Annotated in this window: 17 protein-coding genes; 8 read left to right on the top strand and 9 right to left on the bottom strand. The window is 58.8% G+C overall.

The genetic code is table 11. The features are described from left to right. Positions 1-304: 304 nt before the first annotated feature. From lsrG to lsrA, 6 genes are read right to left on the bottom strand one after another with little or no spacing between them, the layout of a single operon-like run. Complete coding sequence (gene lsrG / locus KGA69_RS09445; protein WP_045392277.1) at positions 305-601, bottom strand: (4S)-4-hydroxy-5-phosphonooxypentane-2,3-dione isomerase; 297 nt, start codon at positions 599-601, stop codon at positions 305-307. Next, a complete protein-coding gene (gene lsrF / locus KGA69_RS09440; RefSeq protein WP_032733837.1) occupies positions 598-1,485 on the bottom strand; it encodes a 3-hydroxy-5-phosphonooxypentane-2,4-dione thiolase in 888 nt (295 codons plus the stop codon). Before lsrF ends, lsrG begins: the two co-directional genes overlap by 4 nt. Before the next feature lie 11 nt (positions 1,486-1,496). Next, complete coding sequence (gene lsrB, locus KGA69_RS09435) at positions 1,497-2,498, bottom strand: autoinducer 2 ABC transporter substrate-binding protein LsrB (protein ID WP_025710578.1); 1,002 nt, start codon at positions 2,496-2,498, stop codon at positions 1,497-1,499. A gap of 1 nt (position 2,499) precedes the next feature. Beyond that, on the bottom strand, positions 2,500-3,498 hold the full coding sequence (gene lsrD, locus KGA69_RS09430; RefSeq protein ID WP_032415568.1) for an autoinducer 2 ABC transporter permease LsrD: 999 nt from the start codon (positions 3,496-3,498) through the stop codon (positions 2,500-2,502). Beyond that, positions 3,499-4,533, bottom strand: a complete 1,035-nt coding sequence (gene lsrC, locus KGA69_RS09425; RefSeq protein ID WP_004174225.1) for an autoinducer 2 ABC transporter permease LsrC — start codon at positions 4,531-4,533, stop codon at positions 3,499-3,501. Further along, the gene (gene lsrA, locus KGA69_RS09420) at positions 4,530-6,017 is read right to left on the bottom strand and encodes an autoinducer 2 ABC transporter ATP-binding protein LsrA (protein ID WP_045392280.1); all 1,488 of its coding nucleotides are present in this window, start codon (positions 6,015-6,017) and stop codon (positions 4,530-4,532) included. The genes lsrC and lsrA overlap by 4 nt, the downstream gene beginning before the upstream one ends. Before the next feature lie 218 nt (positions 6,018-6,235). On the opposite strand from lsrA, the gene lsrR reads away from it, so the two are divergent. From lsrR to KGA69_RS09405, 3 genes are all read left to right on the top strand, one after another. Beyond that, positions 6,236-7,207: a transcriptional regulator LsrR gene (gene lsrR / locus KGA69_RS09415; protein ID WP_045392282.1), complete on the top strand. Its 972-nt coding sequence runs from the start codon at positions 6,236-6,238 to the stop codon at positions 7,205-7,207. 37 nt (positions 7,208-7,244) lie between these two features. After that, positions 7,245-8,837 carry an autoinducer-2 kinase gene (lsrK, locus tag KGA69_RS09410; protein ID WP_032733842.1) on the top strand — a complete coding sequence of 531 codons (1,593 nt, stop codon included), beginning with the start codon at positions 7,245-7,247 and terminating at the stop codon, positions 8,835-8,837. A gap of 687 nt (positions 8,838-9,524) precedes the next feature. Further along, positions 9,525-11,546 carry an NADPH-dependent 2,4-dienoyl-CoA reductase gene (locus tag KGA69_RS09405; protein ID WP_045394894.1) on the top strand — a complete coding sequence of 674 codons (2,022 nt, stop codon included), beginning with the start codon at positions 9,525-9,527 and terminating at the stop codon, positions 11,544-11,546. Between the two features lie 132 nt (positions 11,547-11,678). Here KGA69_RS09405 and rlmG read toward each other — a convergent pair whose 3' ends face one another. Beyond that, positions 11,679-12,809: a 23S rRNA (guanine(1835)-N(2))-methyltransferase RlmG gene (rlmG, locus tag KGA69_RS09400; protein WP_047050306.1), complete on the bottom strand. Its 1,131-nt coding sequence runs from the start codon at positions 12,807-12,809 to the stop codon at positions 11,679-11,681. A 70-nt stretch (positions 12,810-12,879) separates the two neighbouring features. Between rlmG and KGA69_RS09395 the strand changes: the two genes are divergently transcribed. From KGA69_RS09395 to sstT, 4 genes are all read left to right on the top strand, one after another. After that, positions 12,880-13,380: a M48 metallopeptidase family protein gene (locus KGA69_RS09395; protein WP_045394898.1), complete on the top strand. Its 501-nt coding sequence runs from the start codon at positions 12,880-12,882 to the stop codon at positions 13,378-13,380. 73 nt (positions 13,381-13,453) lie between these two features. Next, positions 13,454-14,443: a Gfo/Idh/MocA family protein gene (locus KGA69_RS09390; protein WP_045394900.1), complete on the top strand. Its 990-nt coding sequence runs from the start codon at positions 13,454-13,456 to the stop codon at positions 14,441-14,443. A 268-nt stretch (positions 14,444-14,711) separates the two neighbouring features. Continuing rightward, positions 14,712-15,680: a TerC family protein gene (locus tag KGA69_RS09385; protein WP_045394902.1), complete on the top strand. Its 969-nt coding sequence runs from the start codon at positions 14,712-14,714 to the stop codon at positions 15,678-15,680. Between the two features lie 267 nt (positions 15,681-15,947). After that, the gene (gene sstT, locus KGA69_RS09380; RefSeq protein WP_015369581.1) at positions 15,948-17,195 is read left to right on the top strand and encodes a serine/threonine transporter SstT; all 1,248 of its coding nucleotides are present in this window, start codon (positions 15,948-15,950) and stop codon (positions 17,193-17,195) included. Positions 17,196-17,944: 749 nt separating this feature from the next. On the opposite strand, the gene KGA69_RS09375 is transcribed toward sstT, so the two are convergent. Both KGA69_RS09375 and uxaC read right to left on the bottom strand, forming a co-directional pair. Further along, positions 17,945-19,432 (bottom strand): UxaA family hydrolase, encoded by a 1,488-nt coding sequence (locus tag KGA69_RS09375; protein ID WP_045394904.1) that lies wholly within the window; start codon positions 19,430-19,432, stop codon positions 17,945-17,947. A gap of 18 nt (positions 19,433-19,450) precedes the next feature. Next, positions 19,451-20,863, bottom strand: a complete 1,413-nt coding sequence (gene uxaC, locus KGA69_RS09370; protein ID WP_045394905.1) for a glucuronate isomerase — start codon at positions 20,861-20,863, stop codon at positions 19,451-19,453. 467 nt (positions 20,864-21,330) lie between these two features. Here uxaC and KGA69_RS09365 point away from each other — a divergent pair, with 467 nt between their 5' ends. Continuing rightward, a complete protein-coding gene (locus KGA69_RS09365) occupies positions 21,331-22,632 on the top strand; it encodes an MFS transporter (protein WP_045394906.1) in 1,302 nt (433 codons plus the stop codon). The last annotated feature ends 33 nt before the right edge of the window (positions 22,633-22,665 follow it).

The raw sequence follows: 22,665 nt of genomic DNA, 5'->3' as shown, positions 1-22,665 counted from the left end.
AATGCTCCGGCCCGCTTTTCTCACTCTCCCACTGGAGAGAGGGAACCGTTCGATGCCATTTTTATTCAATGCTCCGGCCCGCTTTTCTCACTCTCCCACGGGAGAGAGGGAACCGTCCGATACCGTTTTTCTCCCTCTCCCACTGGAGAGAGGGAACCGTTCGATGCCGTTTTTATTCACTGCTCCGGCCCGCTTTTCTCCCTCTCCCACTGGAGAGAGGGAACCGTTCGATGCCGTTTTATTCACTGCTCCGGCCCGCTTTTCTCCCTCTCCCCTCGGGAGAGGGTCGGGGTGAGGGCTCGTCTCACACCGCCGGTAATAGGCCGATAAAGCTGCGTTTCTGCCGCGGCTGCGACATCATCTCCTCCAGCTTTTCGACGCAGGCTAAATAGTGCGGCGTCTTCTTATGCGCCAGCACCGCCTCATCGTCTTTATAGGCTTCGTAGATAAAAAAGCGGGTTTTCACCTCTGGATCCTGCAGGACATCAAAGCGCAGGTTGCCCGGTTCCCGCAGCGCGCCTTCGTGGTTGGCGCGAAACACCTCGAGAAACTCATCCACCCGCTCGGGTTTAATATTGATCTCCACCAGCGTGACGTTCATTTCAGCTCTCCCTGTTTTTCTTCCTGCCAGAACTGATACGCTTCGCGCGCGTTCAGATTCTCATGCACCACCTTTTTCACCGCCTTCAGCATCGCACGCGGGGCGCTGGACTGGAAAATATTGCGCCCCATATCCACCCCGGACGCCCCCTGGTCAATTGCCCGCCAGCACATCTCCAGCGCCTCATGCTCCGGCAGTTTTTTACCGCCGGCGATGACGATCGGCACCGGACAGCTAGCGGTTACTTTTTCAAAACCTTCCTCAACGAAATAGGTCTTCACAAACTGCGCCCCCATTTCGGCGGCAATCCGGCTGGCCAGCGAGAAGTAGCGCGCATCGCGGGCCATCTCTTTGCCGACGCCGGTAACCGCCAGGACCGGCATACCGTAGCGATTGCCGGCATCCACCAGTTTGATGATGTTATTGATCGACTGATGTTCGTATTCGCTGCCGATATAGACCTGCGCCGCCACCGCGCAAACGTTGAGACGCAGCGCGTCTTCCATCGCCACCGCCACGCATTCGTTAGAGAGTTCGCTCAAAATCGAATTACCGCCGGAGGCGCGCAGCACCACCGGCTTATTGGTGGCCGCCGGTACCTGGCTGCGCAGTACGCCGCGGGTGCACATCAGCACATCGGTGTCGGCAAACAGCGGCGCAATCGACAGGTCGATACGCTCAAGCCCGGTCGTTGGCCCCTGGAAGTAGCCGTGATCGAAGGCCAGCATCACCGTGCGGTTGCTGTGCGGATTAAAGATGCGCGCCAGCCGCGACTGCATGCCCCAATCCAGCGAGCCGCAGCCTTTCAGGGTATACAGCGTGTTCTGCTGCGGGCGGTCGATACCGAAGTCCTTACCCTCTTTGATGTCGTCTAAATCAGCCATCTCATCCTCCGTCAGAAGTCGTAGTTGTTGATATTCTCTTTGCTGAACACCACGCGCTCCGGCAGCAGCACGATACCGTTGCCCTTCGCTTCATACTGGTAGCCCTGCACGCTATTCGGTTCGACCTTCAGCGAGCCGATATCTTTCACCTCAACGCTATCGCCTACGTTAAGATCGCCCTTTTTCAGCAATCGATCGGCGACGTTAACCGCAATTTTGCCCTGCTGAACCACATCCCACAGGCCGAAAGCTTTCACCGTGCCGCGCTCAACGTACGGGCGCATCACGTTCGGAGTACTAAAGCCGACGATCGCCACGCCCTGACGCTTGAGGTTCTCCGCCGCCTGCGCCGCCGCCGGCAGCGCATTGGCATCCGGCGCGATAATGGCGTCGAGATCCGGATAGGCTTTTAAAATCCCCTCGGCGGTTTGCAGCGATTTGGTGGCATCGTTATAGCCAAACTGGGTGGTGACGATTTGCCACTGCGGATGCTCTTTTTCGATTTTGGCTTTGGCTTCCTTCACCCACTGGTTCTGGTCGGTCACCGTCGGGCTGGAGTAGAAAAACGCCACTTTGGCGGCTGGTTTGCTGACCTGCTTTTCCGCCATCTCCACCAGCAGGCCGCCGAGCTGCTGCGGCGTGCCCTGGTTGATATAGATGCTGCGGCACTCCGGTTTGGTATCGGAATCCCAGGTCAGGACTTTCACCCCGCGCTGCATCGCCCGCTTCAGCGCCGGGCACAGGCCGTCCGGCGAGACGGCGGAGACGATAATCGCGTTGTAGCCCTGGTTGACGAAGTTGTTGATAAGCTGCACCTGGCCGGAGACGCTGGGCTCGGTCGGGCCGTCATAGGTGACATCAACGCCCAGCGCTTTCCCCGCCTCTTTCGCGCCGTTGCCGCCGCTGGTAAAGAAGCCGACGCCAACCAGCTTCGGAATAAAGGCGATGCGGTCCGCCGCCTGCGCGGTAACCACGCTCATCGTCAGCGCCAGCACGATCAGTTTTAATTTCATTTTATGCTCCGATTGTTTTATGCGAGAAAAGACGCCGCCAGGTTGCGCGCACCCATTCACGGTGCAGGCTCAGCGAACGCCCCATCACCACCACAACCAACAGCGCCCCTGACAGCGCGCTCGACACCTGGTTGGGGATGCCGACCATCTGTAAACCCTGTTGCAGATACCCCACCAGCAACGCCGCCAGCGCGGTACCCAGTATCGATCCCGAGCCGCCGTAAATATTGGCCCCGCCAAGCACCGCCGCGGTCAGCGCCGGCATCAGCAGGTCGCGACCTAAATCCGAACGCGCCGAGCCGAAATAGGAGACCATCACCAGCGCTGCAACCGCCGATGCGACGCCAACCAGGCCATACAGCACGTACGGGATGCCGTTCACCGACAGCGCGGCATAGCGCGCGGCGCGCGGGTTTTGCCCGAGTAAAAAGAGGTGGCGGCCAAAGCGCCCGCGATGGGCCAGCAGCCAGAAGAAAAAGGTGATAATCGCGAACAGCACCAGCGGCAGCGGCAGTCCTGCGAGGGTTAAATTGGCGAAGGCGGTGAAGCTATCGGGAAAACCGCCAATCCCCTCGTAACCGGTCGCGCCGGCCATCCCGGAAAGCAGCAGCGCGCCGCCACCGTACAGATACAGCGTCCCGAGGGTGATCACCAGCGGGCTGATGCCGGTGTAGTGAATCAGCGCGGCGTTAAATAACCCGCACAGCAGCCCCAATAGCAACGTCAGCGATACCGCCAGCCACAGCGGCCAGCCCGCCTGGGTCATTACGCCGAGGGCGATAGCGCACAGGCCGATGGTCGAGCCCAGCGAAATATCGATCCCGCCGCTGATGATCACCAGCGTCAGCGGCAGCGCGACGATGCCGATGCAGATAAAGTCGCTGGTGCTAAAGAGCAGCATATTGAGATCCAGCATGCGCGGATTCAACGCGCCGAATAGCAGGATTTCCGCGATCAGCAACGCCAGCAGCGCGCTTTCCCAGTTAAGCTTCAGCTTCATTTAAGCCACCTCTTTGCTTTTGCGTTCGGGAAAGCGGGCAACCTGTTTGCCCCCTTTATTACCGGGCTGGAAACGGCTGTACTTTAGCGCCCGCTGATGGCGGGCCAGCGCCTGGCGCAGGCGGCCATCGAGCACTAGCACGCCGAGCAGCACCAGGCCGGCGATAAAGTCATTCCACCAGGCGGGAAGGCGGAACAGCACCAGCACGGTGTCGATTTGGGTGAGGAAAAAGGCGCCGAGAAACGCGCCGAGCAGCGTACCGGTACCGCCGAGCAACGAGATCCCGCCCAGTACGCAGGCGGCGATGGCTTTCATCTCCAGCCCGCTGCCGGTCTGATTAGGCACAAAACCAATTTGCGCGGCGAAGACGATCCCGGCGCAGGCCGCCAGCATGCCGTTGAGGGTAAAGGCCAGCATCCGCGTGCGGTTGACCGCCACGCCCAGCTGACGCGCGGCGGCGAGATTATCGCCAACGGCGTAAAAATCACGACCAAAGGCGGTGCGCGACAGCAGCCAGCCGCCCGCCAGCAGCAGCGCCAGCACCAGCCAGCCCAGCGGCGACACGCCAATAAACGCGGGCTCCGAGAGCGATTTCAGGCTGTCGGGCAAGCCCTCGATCCATTTCCCGCCGGTCCACAGCAGCATCACTCCGCGATACAACCCCAGCGTACCGAGCGTCGCGACGATCGCCGGAATGCGCAGTCCCACGACCAGCAGGCCGTTAAAAGCCCCGGCCAGCGCGCCAATCGCCAGCGCGAAGGCGATAGCCGTCGCCAGCCCGTAACCGTTGTTCAGCGCCACGCCGACGGCGATGGCGCACAGCCCAACGGTCGAGCCTACCGACACATCAATATTGCGGGTCAGCATCACCAGCGTCGCGCCTAATGCCAGCAGGCAGAGGATCTGCGAGCTGGCGAAAATCATCGCCAGGGTCTGCAGGCTGAAATAGGCTGGATTGAGCGCCACCAGCACAACAAAGAGCGCCACGATGGCAAAGAAGGCGCTCAGTTCGCGATTCTTCAGTAACGTTTTCATGCCTGCCCTCCGAAGGCCAGGGTCATCATGCGATCGACGGTGACCGCCTGCCGCGCCAATTCGCCACTGTAGCGGCCCTGATGCATCACCAGCACCCGGTCGGCCAGGCCAACGAACTCATCCAGATCGCTGGAGATCATCAACACCGCCACGTTTTGCGCGGCAACGCTTTTTAGCAGTTGATAGATATCGGCGCGGGCGGAGACATCCACGCCGCGCGTCGGCTCATCGACAATCAGCAGTAACGGATTGGCTTCCAGACAGCGCGCCAGCAGTACCTTCTGCTGGTTACCGCCAGAGAGAGTGCGCACCGGCTGATCGCCATCGGCCAGCTTGATCCCCAGCGCACGGTGATAGCGCTCAACCACCGCCGCCTCCCGTTTCCCCTGCTGCCACCACGACGGCTGATTGAACATCACCGTGTTCCAGCGCACCGGCGCATCGAGAAACAGCCCCGAGACCTGGCGGTCTTCCGGCAGATAGACCAGCCCGCTGGCTAGCCTGGCGCGGATACTATCGCGGCCGATCTCGCGATTCTCCAGCCAGATCCGCCCGGCGCGCGGTGGACGCAGGCCGTATAGGGTTTCAGCAAATTCGGTGCGCCCGGATCCCACCAGCCCGGCCAGACCGACGATCTCTCCGGCGCGGATCTCCAGATTGAGATCGATAAAACCTTCTCCGGTGAGATCCTCCACCCGTAGCACGGGAAAGTCCTGCGGTTGAGTACGCCGGTTGCCCGGTAGCGCCAGCCACAGCTTTTGCGTGTCGCTCAGCGCATGGTCGCGGCTGGCCGGCGTCATAGCGTTAATCAGTTGCTCATCGCGATAAGCCGCGGTCTCGCCGCTCAGCACCACCGCGCCATCGCGCATCACCGAAATATGGCTGGCAAGCTGGCGGATTTCGGGCAATTTGTGTGAGATAAAGACGATCCCAACGTCCAGCGCCTGTAACGCGCGGATCTGGCTAAAAAGCCTCTCGGTTTCACCCGGCGTTAAAGAGGCGGTGGGTTCATCCAGGATCAGGATCCTGGCCTCGCGCATCAGTCCGCGCAGGATCTCGACCATCTGTTGATCGGCTACCTCGAGCGTGCTGGCGCTGGCGTCGAGGTTGATCTGGCAGTTCAACTGCTGCAGTTTGTCCTGCAACCGCGCGGCGGTATCCGCGCGCTTCGACAGGCGGAAGAGAATGTTCTCGCGCACGCTGAGGTTGGGAAACAGCATCGGCTCCTGCGGCACCAGATAGATGCCCAGCTGGTGCGCCAGCGCCGGATTGAGACGCGCAAACGCGCGGTCGCCGAGCGTCAGTTCACCGCTGTCCGGCGTTTCAACGCCAGCGATGATCTTCATCAGCGTTGATTTACCCGCGCCGTTGCCGCCCATCAGCGCATGCACCTGGCCCGCGCATAGCGTGAAATCGATGCCCTTCAGCACCCCAACGCCGGAGAACTGTTTGCAAATCTGACGAGCTTCAAACAGTGGCTTCATCATCGCGCCTCGATTGAACAAATGATTTTTAAATTTAATAATGTTCAAAAGCGTAGACGGTGAACTATATTTACAACCGTGCGAAGATCACACTTTGGTGCTTTAGATCGTCAGGAATAAATGCGCCAGCGATGAAAGATCCGTTTTGCCAGTCGGCTCACACTTTCCGACCGCGCAATAGCGAACATATGATCTAAATTTTTATAAGAGTTCAATTTATGAGCGAAAAACGCATTACGGAAGAGAACCGCTACGCCGGGCTGGCGTTAGCCGAGGAAGAGCTGGTGGCGCGGGTGGCGTGGTGTTACTACCACGATGGCCTGACGCAAAATGACATCGGCGAGCGTTTGGGGCTGCCACGGCTGAAGATTTCCCGCCTGCTGGAGAAAGGCCGCCAGTCCGGAGTGATCCGTGTGCAGATCAACTCGCGCTATGAGGGCTGCCTGGCGCTGGAAAGCGAACTCCAGCAGCGTTTTGGCCTCAAGCTTGCCCGCGTGCTGCCGGCGCTCAATACCCCGCCGATGAATACCCGGCTGGGGATCGGCGCGGCGCAGTCGCTGATGGGCATTCTGCAACCGGGGCAATTATTGGCGGTCGGGTTCGGCGAAGCCACCATGAGCTGCCTGCAGCATCTCAGCGGATTTATTGGCTCGCAGCAGGTGCGGCTGGTGACCCTCTCCGGCGGCGTCGGCCCTTATATGACCGGCATCGGCCAGCTTGATGCCGCCTGCAGCGTCAGCATTATTCCGGCGCCGCTGCGGGTCTCTTCGGCGGAGGTCGCCGAGATCCTGCGCCGCGAGTCGAGCGTGCGCGACGTGATGCTGGCGGCGATGGCGGCGGACGCGGCGGTGGTTGGCATTGGCGCCATCGATCAGCGGCGCGACGCCACCATTTTACGCTCCGGCTATATCAGCGAGGGCGAACAGCTGATGTACGCGCGCAAAGGCGCGGTCGGCGACATTTTAGGTTATTTCCTGCAGGCCGACGGCCGGCCGGTAGAAGGACTGGAGATCCATCGGGAACTCCTCGGCGTAACCCTTGATGAGCTGGCGCAGCTGCCCACCATCGTCGGCGTCGCCGGGGGAGAACAAAAAGCGCAGGCGATTCATGCCGCTCTGATTGGCAAGCGCATTAATGGCCTGGTAACGGAAGAGACAACAGCACGCGCGGTGCTCGCACTGGCCTCCTGACGGCCTGGCGCCGCGCGACAACAGCGAGGCGCATGTCATGAGTTACCTGTTAGCGTTAGATGCCGGGACCGGCAGCATTCGGGCGGTCATTTTCGATCTTAATGGCCGCCAGCTGGCGGTAGGCCAGGCCGAATGGAAACACCTGAGCGTTGATAACGTCCCCGGCTCGATGGAGTTCGACCTTACTACCAACTGGCAGCTGGCCTGCCAGTGCATTCGCCAGGCGCTCGACGCCGCCCGACTCTCTGCCGCCGATATTCAGTCCGTCGCCTGCTGTTCGATGCGCGAAGGGATCGTCCTCTATGACCGCGACGGCGAGGCCATCTGGGCCTGCGCCAACGTCGATGCCCGCGCCAGCCGCGAAGTGGCGGAGCTTAAGGAGATCCACGACTATCGTTTTGAATCCGAGGTGTACGAGGTCTCGGGACAAACCCTGGCGCTAAGCGCCATGCCGCGCCTGCTGTGGCTGGCGCACCACCGCCCCGATATCTACCGCAAAGCGGCGACCATCACCATGATCAGCGACTGGCTGGCGGCGAAGCTTTCCGGCGAGCTGGCGGTCGACCCGTCAAACGCCGGCACCACCGGCATGCTCGATCTGTTCAGCCGCGACTGGCGCCCGGCGCTGCTGGATATGGCCGGACTGCGCGCCGATATGCTGTCGCCGGTCAAAGAGACCGGTACCCTGCTGGGCGCCGTCACCGAAGCGGCGGCGCAGCAGAGCGGCCTGCGCGCCGGGACACCGGTGGTGATGGGCGGCGGCGACGTCCAGCTCGGCTGCCTGGGCCTTGGGGTGGTGCGTGCCGGGCAAACCGCAGTACTCGGCGGCACCTTCTGGCAGCAGGTGGTCAACCTGCCGCAGGTGCGTACCGATCCGCAGATGAATATTCGCGTTAATCCTCATGTCATTCCCGGCATGGTGCAGGCGGAATCGATCAGCTTCTTTACCGGGCTGACCATGCGCTGGTTCCGCGACGCCTTCTGCGCTGAAGAAAAACTGATTGCCGAGCGGCTCGGCGTTGATGCCTATTCGCTGCTGGAGGAGATGGCCAGCCGCGTGCCCGCCGGATCCCACGGCGTGATGCCTATTTTTTCCGACGCTATGCACTTTAAGCAGTGGTACCACGCCGCGCCGTCGTTTATTAACCTCTCCATCGATCCGGAGAAGTGCAACAAAGCGACCCTGTTCCGCGCGCTGGAGGAGAACGCGGCGATTGTCTCCGCCTGCAACCTGGCGCAGATTTCGCAGTTCTCCGGCGTGACATTCGAGAGCCTGGTGTTTGCCGGCGGCGGCTCTAAAGGCGCGCTGTGGAGCCAGATCCTCAGCGACGTCACCGGCCTGCCGGTGCGGGTGCCGGTGGTCCGCGAAGCCACCGCTCTGGGCTGCGCCATCGCCGCCGGAACCGGCGCCGGACTGTATGGCGATATGGCCAGTACCGGAGAGCGGTTAGTGAGCTGGCATCGCGAGTTCACCCCTAATCCGCAGCATCGCGAGCTGTATCAGGAGATGATGAGCAAGTGGCAAACGGTGTACGCCGATCAGTTGGGTCTGGTGGATAGCGGGCTGACAACGTCGATGTGGCAAGCGCCGGGTCTGGAGCGCCGCCAGCGCGTAGTCCCCTCACCCTAACCCTCTCCCGGTGGGAGAGGGAACCGTTCGGCACTGGCCTTGAATACCAGTGCCGATCCGCCTTTCCCCTTGCCCTTTGAGCGGGAACCGTTTGGCACTAGCCTTGAATACCGCTGCCGGTCCGCCTTTCCCCTTGCCCTTTGAGCGGAAACCGTTCGGCGCAGGCCTTGAATACCGGTGCCGATCCGCCTTTCCCCCTCGCCCTTTGGGAGAGGGAACCGTTCGGCGCAGGCCTTGAATACCGATGCCGCTCCGCCTTTCCCCCTCGCTCTTTGGGTGAGGGAACCGTTCGGCACTAGCCTTGAATACCGATGCCGATCCGCCTTTCCCCCTCGCCCTTTGGGAGAGGGAACCGTTCGGCGCAGGCCTTGAATACCGATGCCGGTCCGCCTTTCCCCCTCGCCCTTTGGGTGAGGGAACCGTTCGGCACTAGCCTTGAATACCGATGCCGATCCGCCTTTCCCCCTCGCCCTTTGGGTGAGGGAACCGTTCGGCACTAGCGTTGAATATCGGTGCCGGTCCGCCTTTCTCCCTCTCCCTTTGGGAGAGGGTCGGGGTGAGGGACAACGTGTTCCGTTCTTTGAATCCCATCACAATCACCGCACTCCCCTTTTCCCTTTTTCTCCGCGACGGCTAAATTAGTAACTCATCCGACCACATAACAATAATTTTACATTGGAAGCCACTATGAGCCGCTATCCGTCGCTTTTCGCCCCGCTTGAGCTGGGCTTCACAACGCTCAAAAACCGCGTGTTGATGGGCTCAATGCATACCGGGCTGGAAGAGTTACCGGATGGCGCGCAGCGGCTGGCGGCCTTTTACGCCGAGCGCGCCCGCCACGGCGTGGCGCTGATCGTCACCGGCGGCATCGCCCCGGCGCCCTCTGGCGTCACCATGGCCGGCGGCGCGGTACTCAATGATGCCAGCCATCTGGCGCACCATCGCCATATTACCGACGCGGTACACCAGGAAGGCGGCAAAATCGCTCTGCAGATCCTGCACACCGGGCGCTACAGCTATCAGCCCGCGCTGGTCGCCCCCTCGGCGCTACAGGCGCCGATCAACCGTTTTACGCCCCATGAACTGAGCCACGATGAGATCCTTACGCTTATCGATGATTTTGCCCACTGCGCCCAGCTGGCGCGCGAAGCGGGCTATGACGGCGTCGAAGTGATGGGCTCTGAGGGCTATCTGATTAACGAATTTCTCGCCGCGCGCACCAACCAGCGCGACGACCAATGGGGCGGCGATTATGCCAGGCGCATGCGTTTCGCCATTGAAGTGGTTAAGGCGGTGCGCCAGCGCGCCGGCCACGATTTCATTATCATCTACCGTCTGTCGATGCTCGATCTGGTCAACGGCGGTAGCACGCTGGCGGAGGTCACCGAACTGGCCCAAGCCATCGAAGCGGCGGGAGCGACAATCATTAATACCGGCATCGGCTGGCACGAAGCGCGCATTCCGACCATCGCCACGCCGGTACCGCGAGGGGCTTTCAGCTGGGTCACCCGCAAGCTGAAAGGCGCGGTGTCGATCCCGCTGATTACCACCAACCGCATCAACGATCCGCAGGTCGCGGAGGATATTCTCGCCCGCGGCGATGCCGATATGGTATCGATGGCCCGCCCGTTCCTCGCCGACGCCGAATTTATGTCGAAAGCGCAGCGCGATCGCGCCGATCAGATCAACACCTGCATCGGTTGCAACCAGGCGTGTCTCGATCGGATCTTCGCCGGCAAAGTCACCTCTTGTCTGGTCAACCCGCGCGCCTGTCATGAAACCCTGATGCCGGTCCTGCCCGCCAACGCGCCTAAACGGCTGGCGGTGGTCGGCGCCGGGCCTGCCGGCCTGGCTTTCGCCGTTAACGCCGCCGCCCGCGGCCATCAGGTCACGCTGTTCGATGCGCTCCCGGAGATCGGCGGCCAGTTTAATATCGCCAAACAGATCCCCGGCAAAGAGGAGTTCCACGAGACGCTGCGTTACTACCGCACCATGCTCGATCTTCATGGTGTCGATCTACGCCTGAACACCCGCGTCACGGCAGACGATCTGCTGACGTTCGATGAGACGATCCTCGCCACCGGTATCGCCCCGCGCCTGCCGGCGATCGCCGGGATCGATCATCCCAAGGTGCTGAGCTACCTGGATGTCTTGCGCGACAAAGCGCCGGTTGGCGCGAAGGTGGCGATTATCGGCTGCGGCGGTATCGGCTTCGATACCGCGATGTATTTAAGCCAGTCGGGCGCGGCCACCAGCCAGGATATCGGCGAGTTCTGCCGCGAATGGGGTATCGATACCAGCCTGCAAACGGCGGGAGGGCTGAGTCCTGAAGGCCCGCAGTTGAGTAAAAGCCCGCGACAGATTGTGATGCTGCAGCGCAAAGCCAGCAAACCGGGCGAAGGGCTCGGCAAAACTACCGGTTGGATCCACCGCGCGACGCTGCTGGCGCGCGGCGTGAAAATGATCCCGGCGGTCAGCTATGAAAAGATCGATGATGAAGGGTTACACGTCACTATCGGCGGCGAGCGCCAGCTGTTGGCGGTCGATCAGGTAGTTATCTGCGCCGGTCAGGAACCGCGCCGCGAGCTGGCGGAACCGCTGCGCGCGGCGGGGAAAACGGTGCATTTAATCGGCGGTTGCGACGTGGCGGCGGAGCTGGATGCGCGCCGGGCGATTGCCCAGGGCACAAAACTGGCGCTGGCGATTTAGCCGTGTCCCGGGGGCGGCGCGATGCGCCTTCCCCGGGCTACCACGATAATCCCGAAAGGTAGCCCGGCTAAGGCGACAGTCAGTAGCCCGGCTAAGGCGAAAGCCGCAAGCCGGGGGAAACAGCGACATGCATCAGCGCTGTTTACGCACCTTCGTTGCTTTCAAAATGACAAACTTATTGTTCGTCGCAATGGTCGTGCAATTACCAAAAGCGCGCTTCAGTTTACGGAAGTAATCGAGGTGGCGGTTGCCGACGACGTATAGCTCGCCGCCGTATTTCAGGCTGCGGCGGGCATCGTTAAACATCTGCCAGGCAATATGGTCGGTAATGGCGTGCTGCTGATGGAACGGCGGATTACACAGAATCGCCGTAAAGCGGTCGGGCTCTATGCCGGAAAGCGAATTGTTGACCATGAATTCACAGCGTGCGATATCGTCCGGCAGGTTGCGCTCGACGTTCAAACGGCTGGAAGCCACCGCCATGTGCGACTCATCGGTGAACATCACGCTGGCGTTTGGGTTTTGCGCCAGCGCCTGCAGGCCAATCACCCCATTGCCGCAGCCAAGATCGGCGATCTCGCCTTCTAAATCAGACGGTAAATGCTGCAGGAAGAAACGCGCGCCGATATCCAGTCCGCTGCGGGCAAAAACGTTGGCGTGGTTATGGATGGTCCACGGCGTGCCGTCCAGCTTCCAGCTGTAGGTTTGCGGCGCATCGGCAAGCTTAGGGGCGGTGAAAACGCAGTGGATCAGACGCGCTTTTTTCCACGCCAGCGAGGTGGTGGTGGTACCGAGGATTTTTTCAAACAGCGCCAGCGTCGAGTTGTGTACGTCACGGGCTTTCGCCGCGGCGATAATGCGGGTTTCCGGCGTCACCACTTCGCGCAGCGCGCGCAGCTGCTGTTCCAGCAGCGCCAGCTGTTTTGGCACCTTAATCAGCACCAGCGCCGGCGAGGCCGGCAGCGGGCTCAGGCTATCCTGAAAGCGCACGCTCTCTTCATCGATACCGTTCATCCGCAGGTTGTGGCGGGTCGCCAGCTCGGAAATAAAGGAGTCGTTGATGCTGACCGGGTTGCGCTCCGCCAGCGCGCAGGAGAGCGCGCCGAAGCCGTCGTTGAAGATGAGCGTCAGGCCGTCGACGTCATTCACCTGTTGCAGCAGATATTCATCCGCCGCTTCCCATGCCTGAAGCGCTTCTTCTTCAGCGTTAGGTGGGAACCGCTCTAATGTGAATAACTCACCGTTTAACTCTACCTGGCTCATCGCCCCTCCGAAATGCTAAAATTCGCGCGTGTTATCGCTCAATTCTCCGGAGAAGTAAACTTTTTTCACCATGAACACGCTACCTTACCTTCAGGGCTACCCCGAATCGCTGCTGTCGCAGGTGACGACCTTAATCGAGCAAGGTCGCCTCGGCGAGGTGCTGCAAAAGCGCTATCCGCAGGGGCATGATGTCAACAGCGATAAGGCGTTATATCAATACACCCAGGATCTGAAGGCCCGCTATCTGCGCGGGGCGGCGCCAATCAATAAGGTGATGTACGACAGTAAAATCCACGTTCTGAAGAACGCGCTTGGCCTGCATACCGCTATTTCCCGCGTTCAGGGCGGCAAACTGAAAGCTAAAGCGGAAATTCGCGTAGCGACGGTGTTTCGCGACGCGCCGGAAGCGTTTCTGCGCATGATCGTGGTTCATGAACTGGCGCACTTAAAAGAGAAGGATCACAATAAGGCCTTCTATCAGCTGTGCTGTCATATGGAGCCGCAGTATCACCAGCTAGAGTTTGATACCCGCCTGTGGCTGACGCACCTTTCGTTAAACCGTTCTGCGTGATAGCGCACTCGTTTTGTCATCATGGCGTGCTAGAGTGACGAAAGGTCCCCTTTAACGGAGTTCGTCAACGTTTATGATACGTTTCGCAGTTGTTGGCACAAACTGGATTACTAAGCAGTTTGTCGATGCCGCCCATGAAACCGGTAAATTTAAACTCACCGCGATTTATTCCCGCAGCCTTGAACAGGCGCAAGCTTTCGCTAATGACTACCCGGTCGAGCATCTGTTTACTTCGCTCGATGAACTGGCGCAGAGCCCTGACGTTGACGCGGTCTATATTGCCAGCCCGAACTCGCTACACTTCCCGCAAACCCGTCTGTTCCTGAGCCATAAAAAGCACGTGATTTGCGAAAAGCCGCTGGCATCGAACCTGCAAGAGGTTGAAGCGGCGATTGCCGTGGCTAAAGAAAACAACGTGGTGCTGTTTGAAGCCTTCAAAACCGCCAGCCTGCCCAACTTCCTGCTGCTGCGCGAAGCGCTCGATAAAGTGGGCAAACTGCGCAAAGCCTTCATCAACTACTGTCAGTACTCGTCGCGCTACCAGCGCTATCTCGACGGCGAAAACCCGAATACTTTCAACCCGGCCTTTTCCAATGGCTCGATTATGGATATCGGTTTTTACTGTCTCGCCTCGGCGGTCGCGCTGTGGGGCGAACCGCAAACGGTCCATGCCAGCGCCAGCCTGCTGGCGAGCGGCGTTGATGGCCAGGGCACGGTGGTGCTGAGCTACGGCGATTTCGATGTCACCCTGCACCACTCGAAGGTCAGCGACTCCACTATCCCCAGCGAAATCCAGGGCGAAGAAGGCGCGCTGGTGATTGAGAAAATCTCCGAATGCCAGAAGGTAGCCTTTATTCCACGCGGCGGCAAAGCGCAGGATCTCACCCAGCCTCAGCACATCAATACTATGCTGTATGAAGCGGAAGCGTTCGCGCGGCTGGTGGAAACCAACGACGTCGCTCATCCAGGGCTTGAAGTCAGCCGCATTACGGCAAAACTGCTTAGCGAAATCCGTCGCCAAACCGGCGTAGTCTTCCCGGCGGATACTCAGCCTGTGGAGTAAAGGAGTGTAAATGGGCCCTCGACCTCCATTGACGCCCTTTATAACTTGTAATACTTTGTTACGTGCAAAGGGGAGTAACTTCCTGGCCGGTCGATCGTCATTACGATGCGTGCAAAACCGCATCCGGTCGCCGGGCAACAAGATCAAGGATCCATGTCCGCTCTTGTTGTAAGTGAGACCTTGCCGGAAGGCGAGGTCTATGCATAAAAGCGCAGCGGCTGCCGTCTTCCGACGACAGCCGTTTTGTTTTTATGTAAGGAATAACGCAATGAATAGTGTCGGCACGCCGTTATTATGGGGCGGATTCGCTGTAGTCGTGGTCATCATGCTGGCGATCGATTTACTGCTTCAGGGAAGGCGCGGTGCGCATACCATGACCATGAAGCAGGCCGCCGGTTGGTCCATCCTGTGGGTCACCCTCTCCCTGCTGTTTAACGCCGCTTTCTGGTGGTATTTGGTGCAAACGCAGGGCCGCGCCGTCGCCGATCCGCAGGCGTTAGCCTTCCTCACCGGTTATCTGATCGAAAAATCACTGGCGGTCGATAACGTCTTCGTCTGGTTAATGCTCTTTAGCTACTTTGCCGTGCCGCCTGCGCTACAGCGCCGGGTACTGGTGTATGGCGTCCTCGGCGCGATTGTCCTGCGTACCATTATGATCTTCACCGGCAGCTGGCTGATTTCGCAGTTCGAATGGCTACTGTACGTGTTCGGCGCCTTCCTGCTGTTTACCGGGGTGAAAATGGCGCTGGCGAAAGAAGATGATTCCGGGATCGGCGATAAGCCGCTGGTGCGTTGGATCCGCAGCCATCTGCGCATGACGGATAAAATCGAGAGCGAGCGCTTCTTCACCCGTAAAAATGGCGTGCTGTTCGCCACGCCGCTGCTGCTGGTGCTGATCCTGGTTGAGCTGAGCGACGTGATTTTCGCCGTTGATAGCATCCCGGCGATTTTCGCGGTGACCACCGACCCGTTCATCGTGCTGACCTCTAACCTGTTTGCGATTCTCGGCCTGCGTGCGATGTACTTCCTGCTGGCAGGCGTGGCGGAACGCTTCTCGATGCTGAAATATGGTCTGTCGGTGATCCTGGTGTTTATCGGTATCAAGATGCTGATCGTCGATTTCTACCACATTCCGATCGCCGTTTCCCTCGGCGTGGTGGGCGGTATTCTGGCGGCAACGCTGCTGATTAACGCCTGGGTGAACAGACAGAACGATAAGAAGAAACAGCTGCAATAACCCCCTACCCCCGGCCAGATATCGCGTATCTGGCCGGGATACGCCGCACGGCTTTAGGTTTCCCGCGCATAATCTCTATGCATGTCACAAAAACGTTAATATATAGTTAAAAAACAAGATCGGCGTGCAAGAAACAGTAGAATACGCTTCCTCCCTCGCGTTCTTTCCGTATACTCGACCATGCAAACATTCATTTACATCCGGACATAAACGTAACAAATAATACGTCGCCGGGATGGACTGCTACATCACTGGAAGGAATGATTTATGACAACACAAACCCGCCCGTCGGGGCTGCTGCAGCGCCTGGCGCAGGGCAGCCTGGTGAAACAAATCCTGTTGGGACTGGTACTTGGCGTGGTACTGGCGCTGGTCTCAAAACCGGCGGCCATCGCCGTGGGATTGCTGGGAACGCTGTTCGTCGGCGCGCTGAAAGCCGTCGCGCCGGTGCTGGTATTAATGCTGGTGATGGCGTCGATCGCGAACCATCAGCACGGACAAAAAACCAGTATCCGCCCGATTCTGTTTCTTTATCTGCTGGGCACCTTCAGCGCGGCGCTCACCGCGGTGCTGTTTAGTTTTGTTTTCCCTTCTACGCTGCATCTGACCAGCGCGGCGGACAGCATCACCCCGCCGTCGGGGATTGTAGAGGTGCTGCGCGGACTGCTGATGAGCATGGTGGCGAACCCTATCGACGCGCTGCTGAACGCCAACTATATCGGGATTCTGGTGTGGGCGGTGGGACTGGGCTTCGCGCTGCGCCACGGTAACGACAGCACCAAAAACCTGATTAACGACGTCTCGCACGCGGTGACCTTTATCGTCAAGCTGGTGATCCGCTTTGCGCCGCTGGGTATTTTTGGCCTGGTCTCCTCGACGCTGGCGACGACCGGTTTCGATACCCTGTGGGGCTACGCCCAGCTGCTGCTGGTGCTGGTCGGCTGCATGCTGCTGGTGGCGCTGGTGATTAACCCGCTGCTGGTATTCTGGAAAATCCGCCGTAACCCGTATCCGCTGGTGCTGACCTGCCTGCGTGAAAGCGGCGTCTACGCCTTCTTTACCCGCAGCTCCGCCGCCAACATTCCGGTGAATATGGCGCTGTGCGAGAAGCTGAATCTGGATCGCGATACCTATTCGGTATCTATTCCGCTGGGGGCGACCATCAATATGGCAGGCGCGGCGATTACTATCACCGTGCTGACGCTGGCGGCGGTGCATACGTTGAATATTCCGGTGGATCTGCCGACGGCGCTGCTGCTGAGCGTAGTGGCCTCGCTGTGCGCCTGCGGCGCTTCCGGAGTGGCGGGTGGTTCGCTGCTGCTGATCCCGCTGGCCTGTAATATGTTCGGTATTCCGAACGATGTTGCCATGCAGGTTGTCGCCGTCGGCTTTATTATCGGCGTGCTGCAGGATTCCTGCGAAACGGCGCTCAACTCGTCCACCGATGCGCTGTTCACCGCCGCGGCCTGTATGGCTGAAGACGAACAGCTGGCGAAGAATGCCCTGCGTAGTTAAATATTGCCTGATGGCGCTACGCTTATCAGGCCTACGGACCTATTCTGTTGGTAGCCCCGGTAAGCGCAAGCGCAACCGGGGAGAGTTCAATGACGGCGCCGTTATTTTGTCGGATGACGCTACGCTTATCCGACCTACGGTCCGTGCGGCCTGCCTTTAATTTATTCACCATGCTGGCTGAAACTGCAGGTGTTAGTGGCCTCAAAATCGCTGAGACGTTGCCGGAAGGCCGGGGCAGCCCGCATGGATGCGGGCTGAGGGCCGTGATTTGCAAGGACGCTGCCTCGGCCCGACCCGAAGCCTGCCGGGATAAGTCGAAGGCACCACGAAGTGGCGATTTTGGCGGCCAGAGCCCGGGAGTACAGAGGGCGGCGGCGACTGGCCGCCCTTTGTGCGCTCCCTGCGCCATGAGGGACATAACGCAGAAGAAATATCGGGAGCGCAATCTGCTCTGAAATAATAAAAAACAACTGTTTTTCCCGGACCAAAACAGTTGCAAATCGATAACAGTATCTACGGACCTATTCAGTTGGTAGCCCCGGTAAGCGCAAGCGCAACCGGGGAGAGTTCAATGGCGGCGCCATTATTTTGTCGGATGACGCTACGCTTATCCGACCCACGGTCCGGGATTCAGTTGGTAGCCCCGGTAAGCGTAAGCGCAACCGGGGAGAGTTCAATGGCGGCGCCATTATTTTGTCGGATGACGCTACGCTTATCCGACCTTTCAAACACAGCGGTAGTCACTGTCGTTACAGCGTGACGCCGCTTTTAAAGATTGCCAGTTCGCGGAAATCATTGCGTTCGTTGCAGGTCTGCTTGCCGTTGGCGATATCAACGATCAGATCGACAAACTCCTCCAGCACCTGCGGCATCGCTTTCCCGTGAATCAACTGCCCGGCATCGAAATCAATCCAGTGCTTTTTCTTCGCCGCCAGCTCGCTGTTGGTAGCGATTTTTACCGTCGGTACGAAACCGCCATAAGGGGTGCCGCGACCGGTACTGAACAGCACCATATGGCAGCCGGCGCCCGCCAGCGCGCTGGTCGCCACCGCATCGTTACCCGGCGCGCTCAACAAATTCAACCCGTGGACTTTCAACCGTTCACCGTAGCGCAGAACGTCCACCACCTGGCTGGAACCCGCTTTCTGCGTGCAGCCAAGCGACTTATCTTCCAGCGTCGTGATACCGCCCGCTTTGTTACCCGGCGACGGGTTCTCGTAGATAGGCTGGTCGTGGGCGATAAAATACTGTTTAAAATCATTGACCATAGTGACCAGTTTGCCGAAGGTCTCTTCGTCGCGACAGTGGCTCATCAGCAGCTGCTCGGCGCCGAACATTTCCGGCACTTCGGTCAACACCGTGGTGCCGCCGTTCGCAATCAGGTAGTCAGAAAAACGCCCCAGCATTGGGTTAGCGGTAATGCCGGACAGGCCGTCCGAGCCGCCGCACTCAAGGCCAAACTTCAGTTCGCTCAGTTTACCCGCTTCGCGTTTATCATGGCGCATCACTTCATAGAGCTGGTGAAGATGCTCAATTCCTGCTTCCACTTCATCTTCCTGATGCTGGCAAATCATGAAGTGTACGCGTTCCGGGTCAAAATCCCCCAGCGTTTCACGGAAGGCATCAACCTGGTTGTTCTCGCAGCCAAGACCAATCACCAACACCGCCCCGGCATTCGGGTGGCGGACCATGTTTTGCAGCATGGTACGGGTGTTGATGTGGTCATCTCCCAACTGCGAGCAGCCGTAGGTATGGCTGAAAAGGAAGACGCCGTCGGTGCCTTCCGCGTCGTTGGTCTCTTTCAGGAAACGGTTCTGGATCTGCCGGGCGATACCGTTAACGCAGCCCACGGTCGGCAGGATCCACAACTCGTTACGCACGCCGACTTCACCGCTGGCGCGACGATAAATCTCAACGTCGCGATCCGCAGGCTGCGCCGGTTGTTCAACCAGGTCAGGTTGATAGCGATACGCGTCGAGATCGCTCAGATTGGTACGCGTATTATGCGCATGAACATGCTCGCCCGGCGCGATATCCACCAGCGCATGACCAATCGGCAACCCGTACTTAATGACGTTTTCACCTTTCGCAATGGCCCGCAGCGCGAACTTATGACCGCGGACAACATCCTGGCTGAGGGTGACGGTATCGTTATCAATCGTCACCACGCTGCCTGACGCCATATCCGCCAGCGCCACCGCGACGTTATCCTGCGAATGGATTTTAATGTATTGCATATCAACCGACCTCAGGCCTTAGTTCAATTCAATGGCGAAGTAATCACGCGCATTGTTAAAGCAGATGTTTTTCACCATCTCGCCCAGCAGAGCGATATCCGCAGGCGCTTCGCCAGCAGCCACCCAGCGGCCGATCATCTGGCACAGGATACGGCGGAAGTACTCGTGGCGAGTGTAGGAGAGGAAGCTGCGGCTGTCGGTCAGCATACCGACAAAGCGGCTCAGCAGGCCAAGCTGCGCCAGCTGGGTCATCTGACGTTCCATGCCGTCTTTCTGATCGTTGAACCACCAACCGGAACCGAACTGCATCTTGCCCGGCATGCCTTCGCCCTGGAAGTTACCGATCATGGTGCCCAGCACTTCGTTATCGCGTGGGTTCAGGCAGTACAGAATAGTTTTCGGCAGCAGGTTTTCTTCGTTCTGTTTGCTCAGCAGCTTTGACAGTTCTTCGGCCATCGGACGGTCGTTGATGGAATCGAACCCCACATCCGGCCCTAACAGTTTGAACTGACGCAGGTTGTTATTACGCAGCGCGCCGATGTGGTACTGCTGTACCCAGCCGCGGCGCGCGTATTCCGCGCCGAGGAATACCAGCACCGCCGTTTTGAACTGCGCGACTTCATGCTCGCTGAGCGTTTCGCCCGCCAGACGGCGCGCGAGAATGCTATCCAGTTCGTTATCGCTAGCTTCAGCGAACAGCACCACGTCCAGCGCGTGGTCGGAAACTTTACAGCCGTGAGCGGCAAAGTGATCCAGACGCTTAGTCAGCGCGCTTTGCAGGTCGGCGAAGCGGCGAATCTCGGTATCGGAGACTTCGCCAAGCTTGTTCATATAATCGTTAAAAGTGGCCTGCTCGATGTTGAACGCTTTATCCGGACGCCAGCTCGGCAACACTTTGATATCAAAGGTACTGTCTTTGGCGACCGTCGCATGATGCTCCAGTGAATCTATCGGATCGTCGGTCGTCCCCACCATCTTCACATTCATCTGCTTCATAATTCCACGGGCTGAGAAGGATTCCTGAGCCAGCAACTCATTACACTGGTCCCAGATTTCATCCGCCGTGGCTGGCGACAACAACTTACCTGTAATACCAAAAGGACGGCGCAGCTCTAAATGCGTCCAGTGATATAGCGGGTTACCGATGGTATGAGGTACGGTCGCCGCCCAGGCGTCAAATTTCTCGCGATCGGAAGCATCGCCGGTACACAAGCGCTCCGCCACGCCGTTGGTGCGCATCGCGCGCCATTTGTAATGGTCGCCTTTCAGCCAGATGTCATACAGATTTTTAAAACGGTAATTTTCGGCAACCTGCTGCGGCGGAAGGTGGCAGTGGTAGTCGAAAATCGGCTGATCTTTGGCGTAATCGTGGTACAGACGGCGGGCAAACTCGGTATCAAGCAGAAAATCTTCGGTCATAAACGGTGTCATTGTCGTGTCCTCTTCGCCCCATCAAGGAGCCCATCAGATGGTTGACTCTAATGCTGACAAAGTTATCACACCAATTTCTACAGGCCGAAGTATTTTTCGTGAGTTAGATCAATAAACGTCGACAAAAAAAGCACCACCAAAGGAGTAAACATCGCTGCAAGCCGCGCCATCCCTGGCTTTAATTGACGCGATTAATGTCCCTACAAACTTTCCCACTTTTGTGACAGTACTCAACTTTTAAAGTTGTATGACAAGTTATCTTTCTGCCGTCGCAACATATAAACCGACGGAATGCATTACCGATGTGAATGACATCGGATTAAACGGTAGGGATGCCGGTTTCACTTTAACCACTGATGGCAAGGTTCAGTTCACGTCCTGAACCCTCCGTTTCCCCATCCTCCTCCCCTGGCGGGATGAAAGATGGCCGCAGACGCTGCGGAGAGACAACAACGATGAGGTTTTACATGCGTAAAATTAAAGGGTTACGTTGGTATATGATCGCACTGGTGACGCTGGGCACCGTGCTGGGTTACCTGACTCGTAACACCGTAGCGGCGGCTGCGCCGACGCTGATGGAAGAGTTGCACATTTCAACCCAACAATATTCTTATATCATCGCCGCCTACTCCGCTGCATATACCGTTATGCAGCCGGTTGCCGGCTATGTGCTTGATGTGCTCGGCACCAAAATTGGCTACGCCTTCTTTGCTATCGCCTGGGCGGTGTTCTGCGGTTCAACGGCGCTGGCTGGTAGCTGGGGCGGCCTGGCGCTGGCCCGCGGCGCGGTCGGCGCAGCGGAAGCGGCGATGATCCCTGCCGGTCTGAAAGCCAGCTCCGAATGGTTCCCGGCGAAAGAGCGTTCCATCGCCGTCGGCTACTTCAACGTCGGCTCTTCTATCGGCGCGATGATTGCTCCGCCGCTGGTGGTATGGGCGATTGTCATGCATAGCTGGCAGATGGCATTTATTATTTCCGGGGTTCTGAGCTTCGCCTGGGCGATGGCCTGGCTGATTTTCTACAAACACCCGCGCGATCAGAAAAAACTCACCGATGAAGAACGTGACTACATCATCGGCGGCCAGGAATCTCAGCATCAGACCAATAACGCGAAAAAAATGTCGCCGTGGCAGATCCTGCGTAACCGTCAGTTCTGGGGTATTGCGCTGCCGCGCTTCCTCGCAGAACCGGCCTGGGGTACCTTCAACGCCTGGATCCCGCTGTTCATGTTTAAAGTTTACGGCTTTAACCTGAAAGAGATCGCTATGTTCGCCTGGATGCCGATGCTGTTCGCCGACCTCGGCTGCATCGTCGGCGGCTACCTGCCGCCGCTGTTCCAGCGCTGGTTTGGCGTGAATCTTATCGTCTCACGTAAAATGGTCGTGACGATGGGCGCCCTGCTGATGATTGGTCCTGGCATGATTGGCCTGTTCACCAGCCCGTACGTGGCGATTGCGCTGCTGTGCGTCGGCGGTTTTGCTCACCAGGCCTTGTCCGGCGCGCTGATCACCCTCTCTTCCGACGTCTTTGGTCGTAACGAAGTGGCCACCGCCAACGGCCTGACCGGGATGGCGGCGTGGCTGGCCAGCACCATGTTCGCGCTGGTCGTCGGCGCGCTGGCGGATACCATCGGCTTCAGCCCACTGTTCGCGGTGCTGGCGGTCTTCGACTTACTCGGCGCGCTGGTTATCTGGACGGTACTGAAAAACAAATCGGCCGACGATGACTCGACGCCGCTCAATACCACGAAACCGGTGACGCAAAGCTAGACTGCCAGATGATTTTGCACTGACTAAGCCGCC

It is taken from the genome of Klebsiella sp. A52, from assembly GCF_018388785.1.
GTDB classification, from domain to species: domain Bacteria; phylum Pseudomonadota; class Gammaproteobacteria; order Enterobacterales; family Enterobacteriaceae; genus Klebsiella; species Klebsiella aerogenes.
The sequence above is the reverse complement of the archived record's forward strand: the minus strand, read 5'-3'. Positions and strand labels throughout refer to the sequence as shown.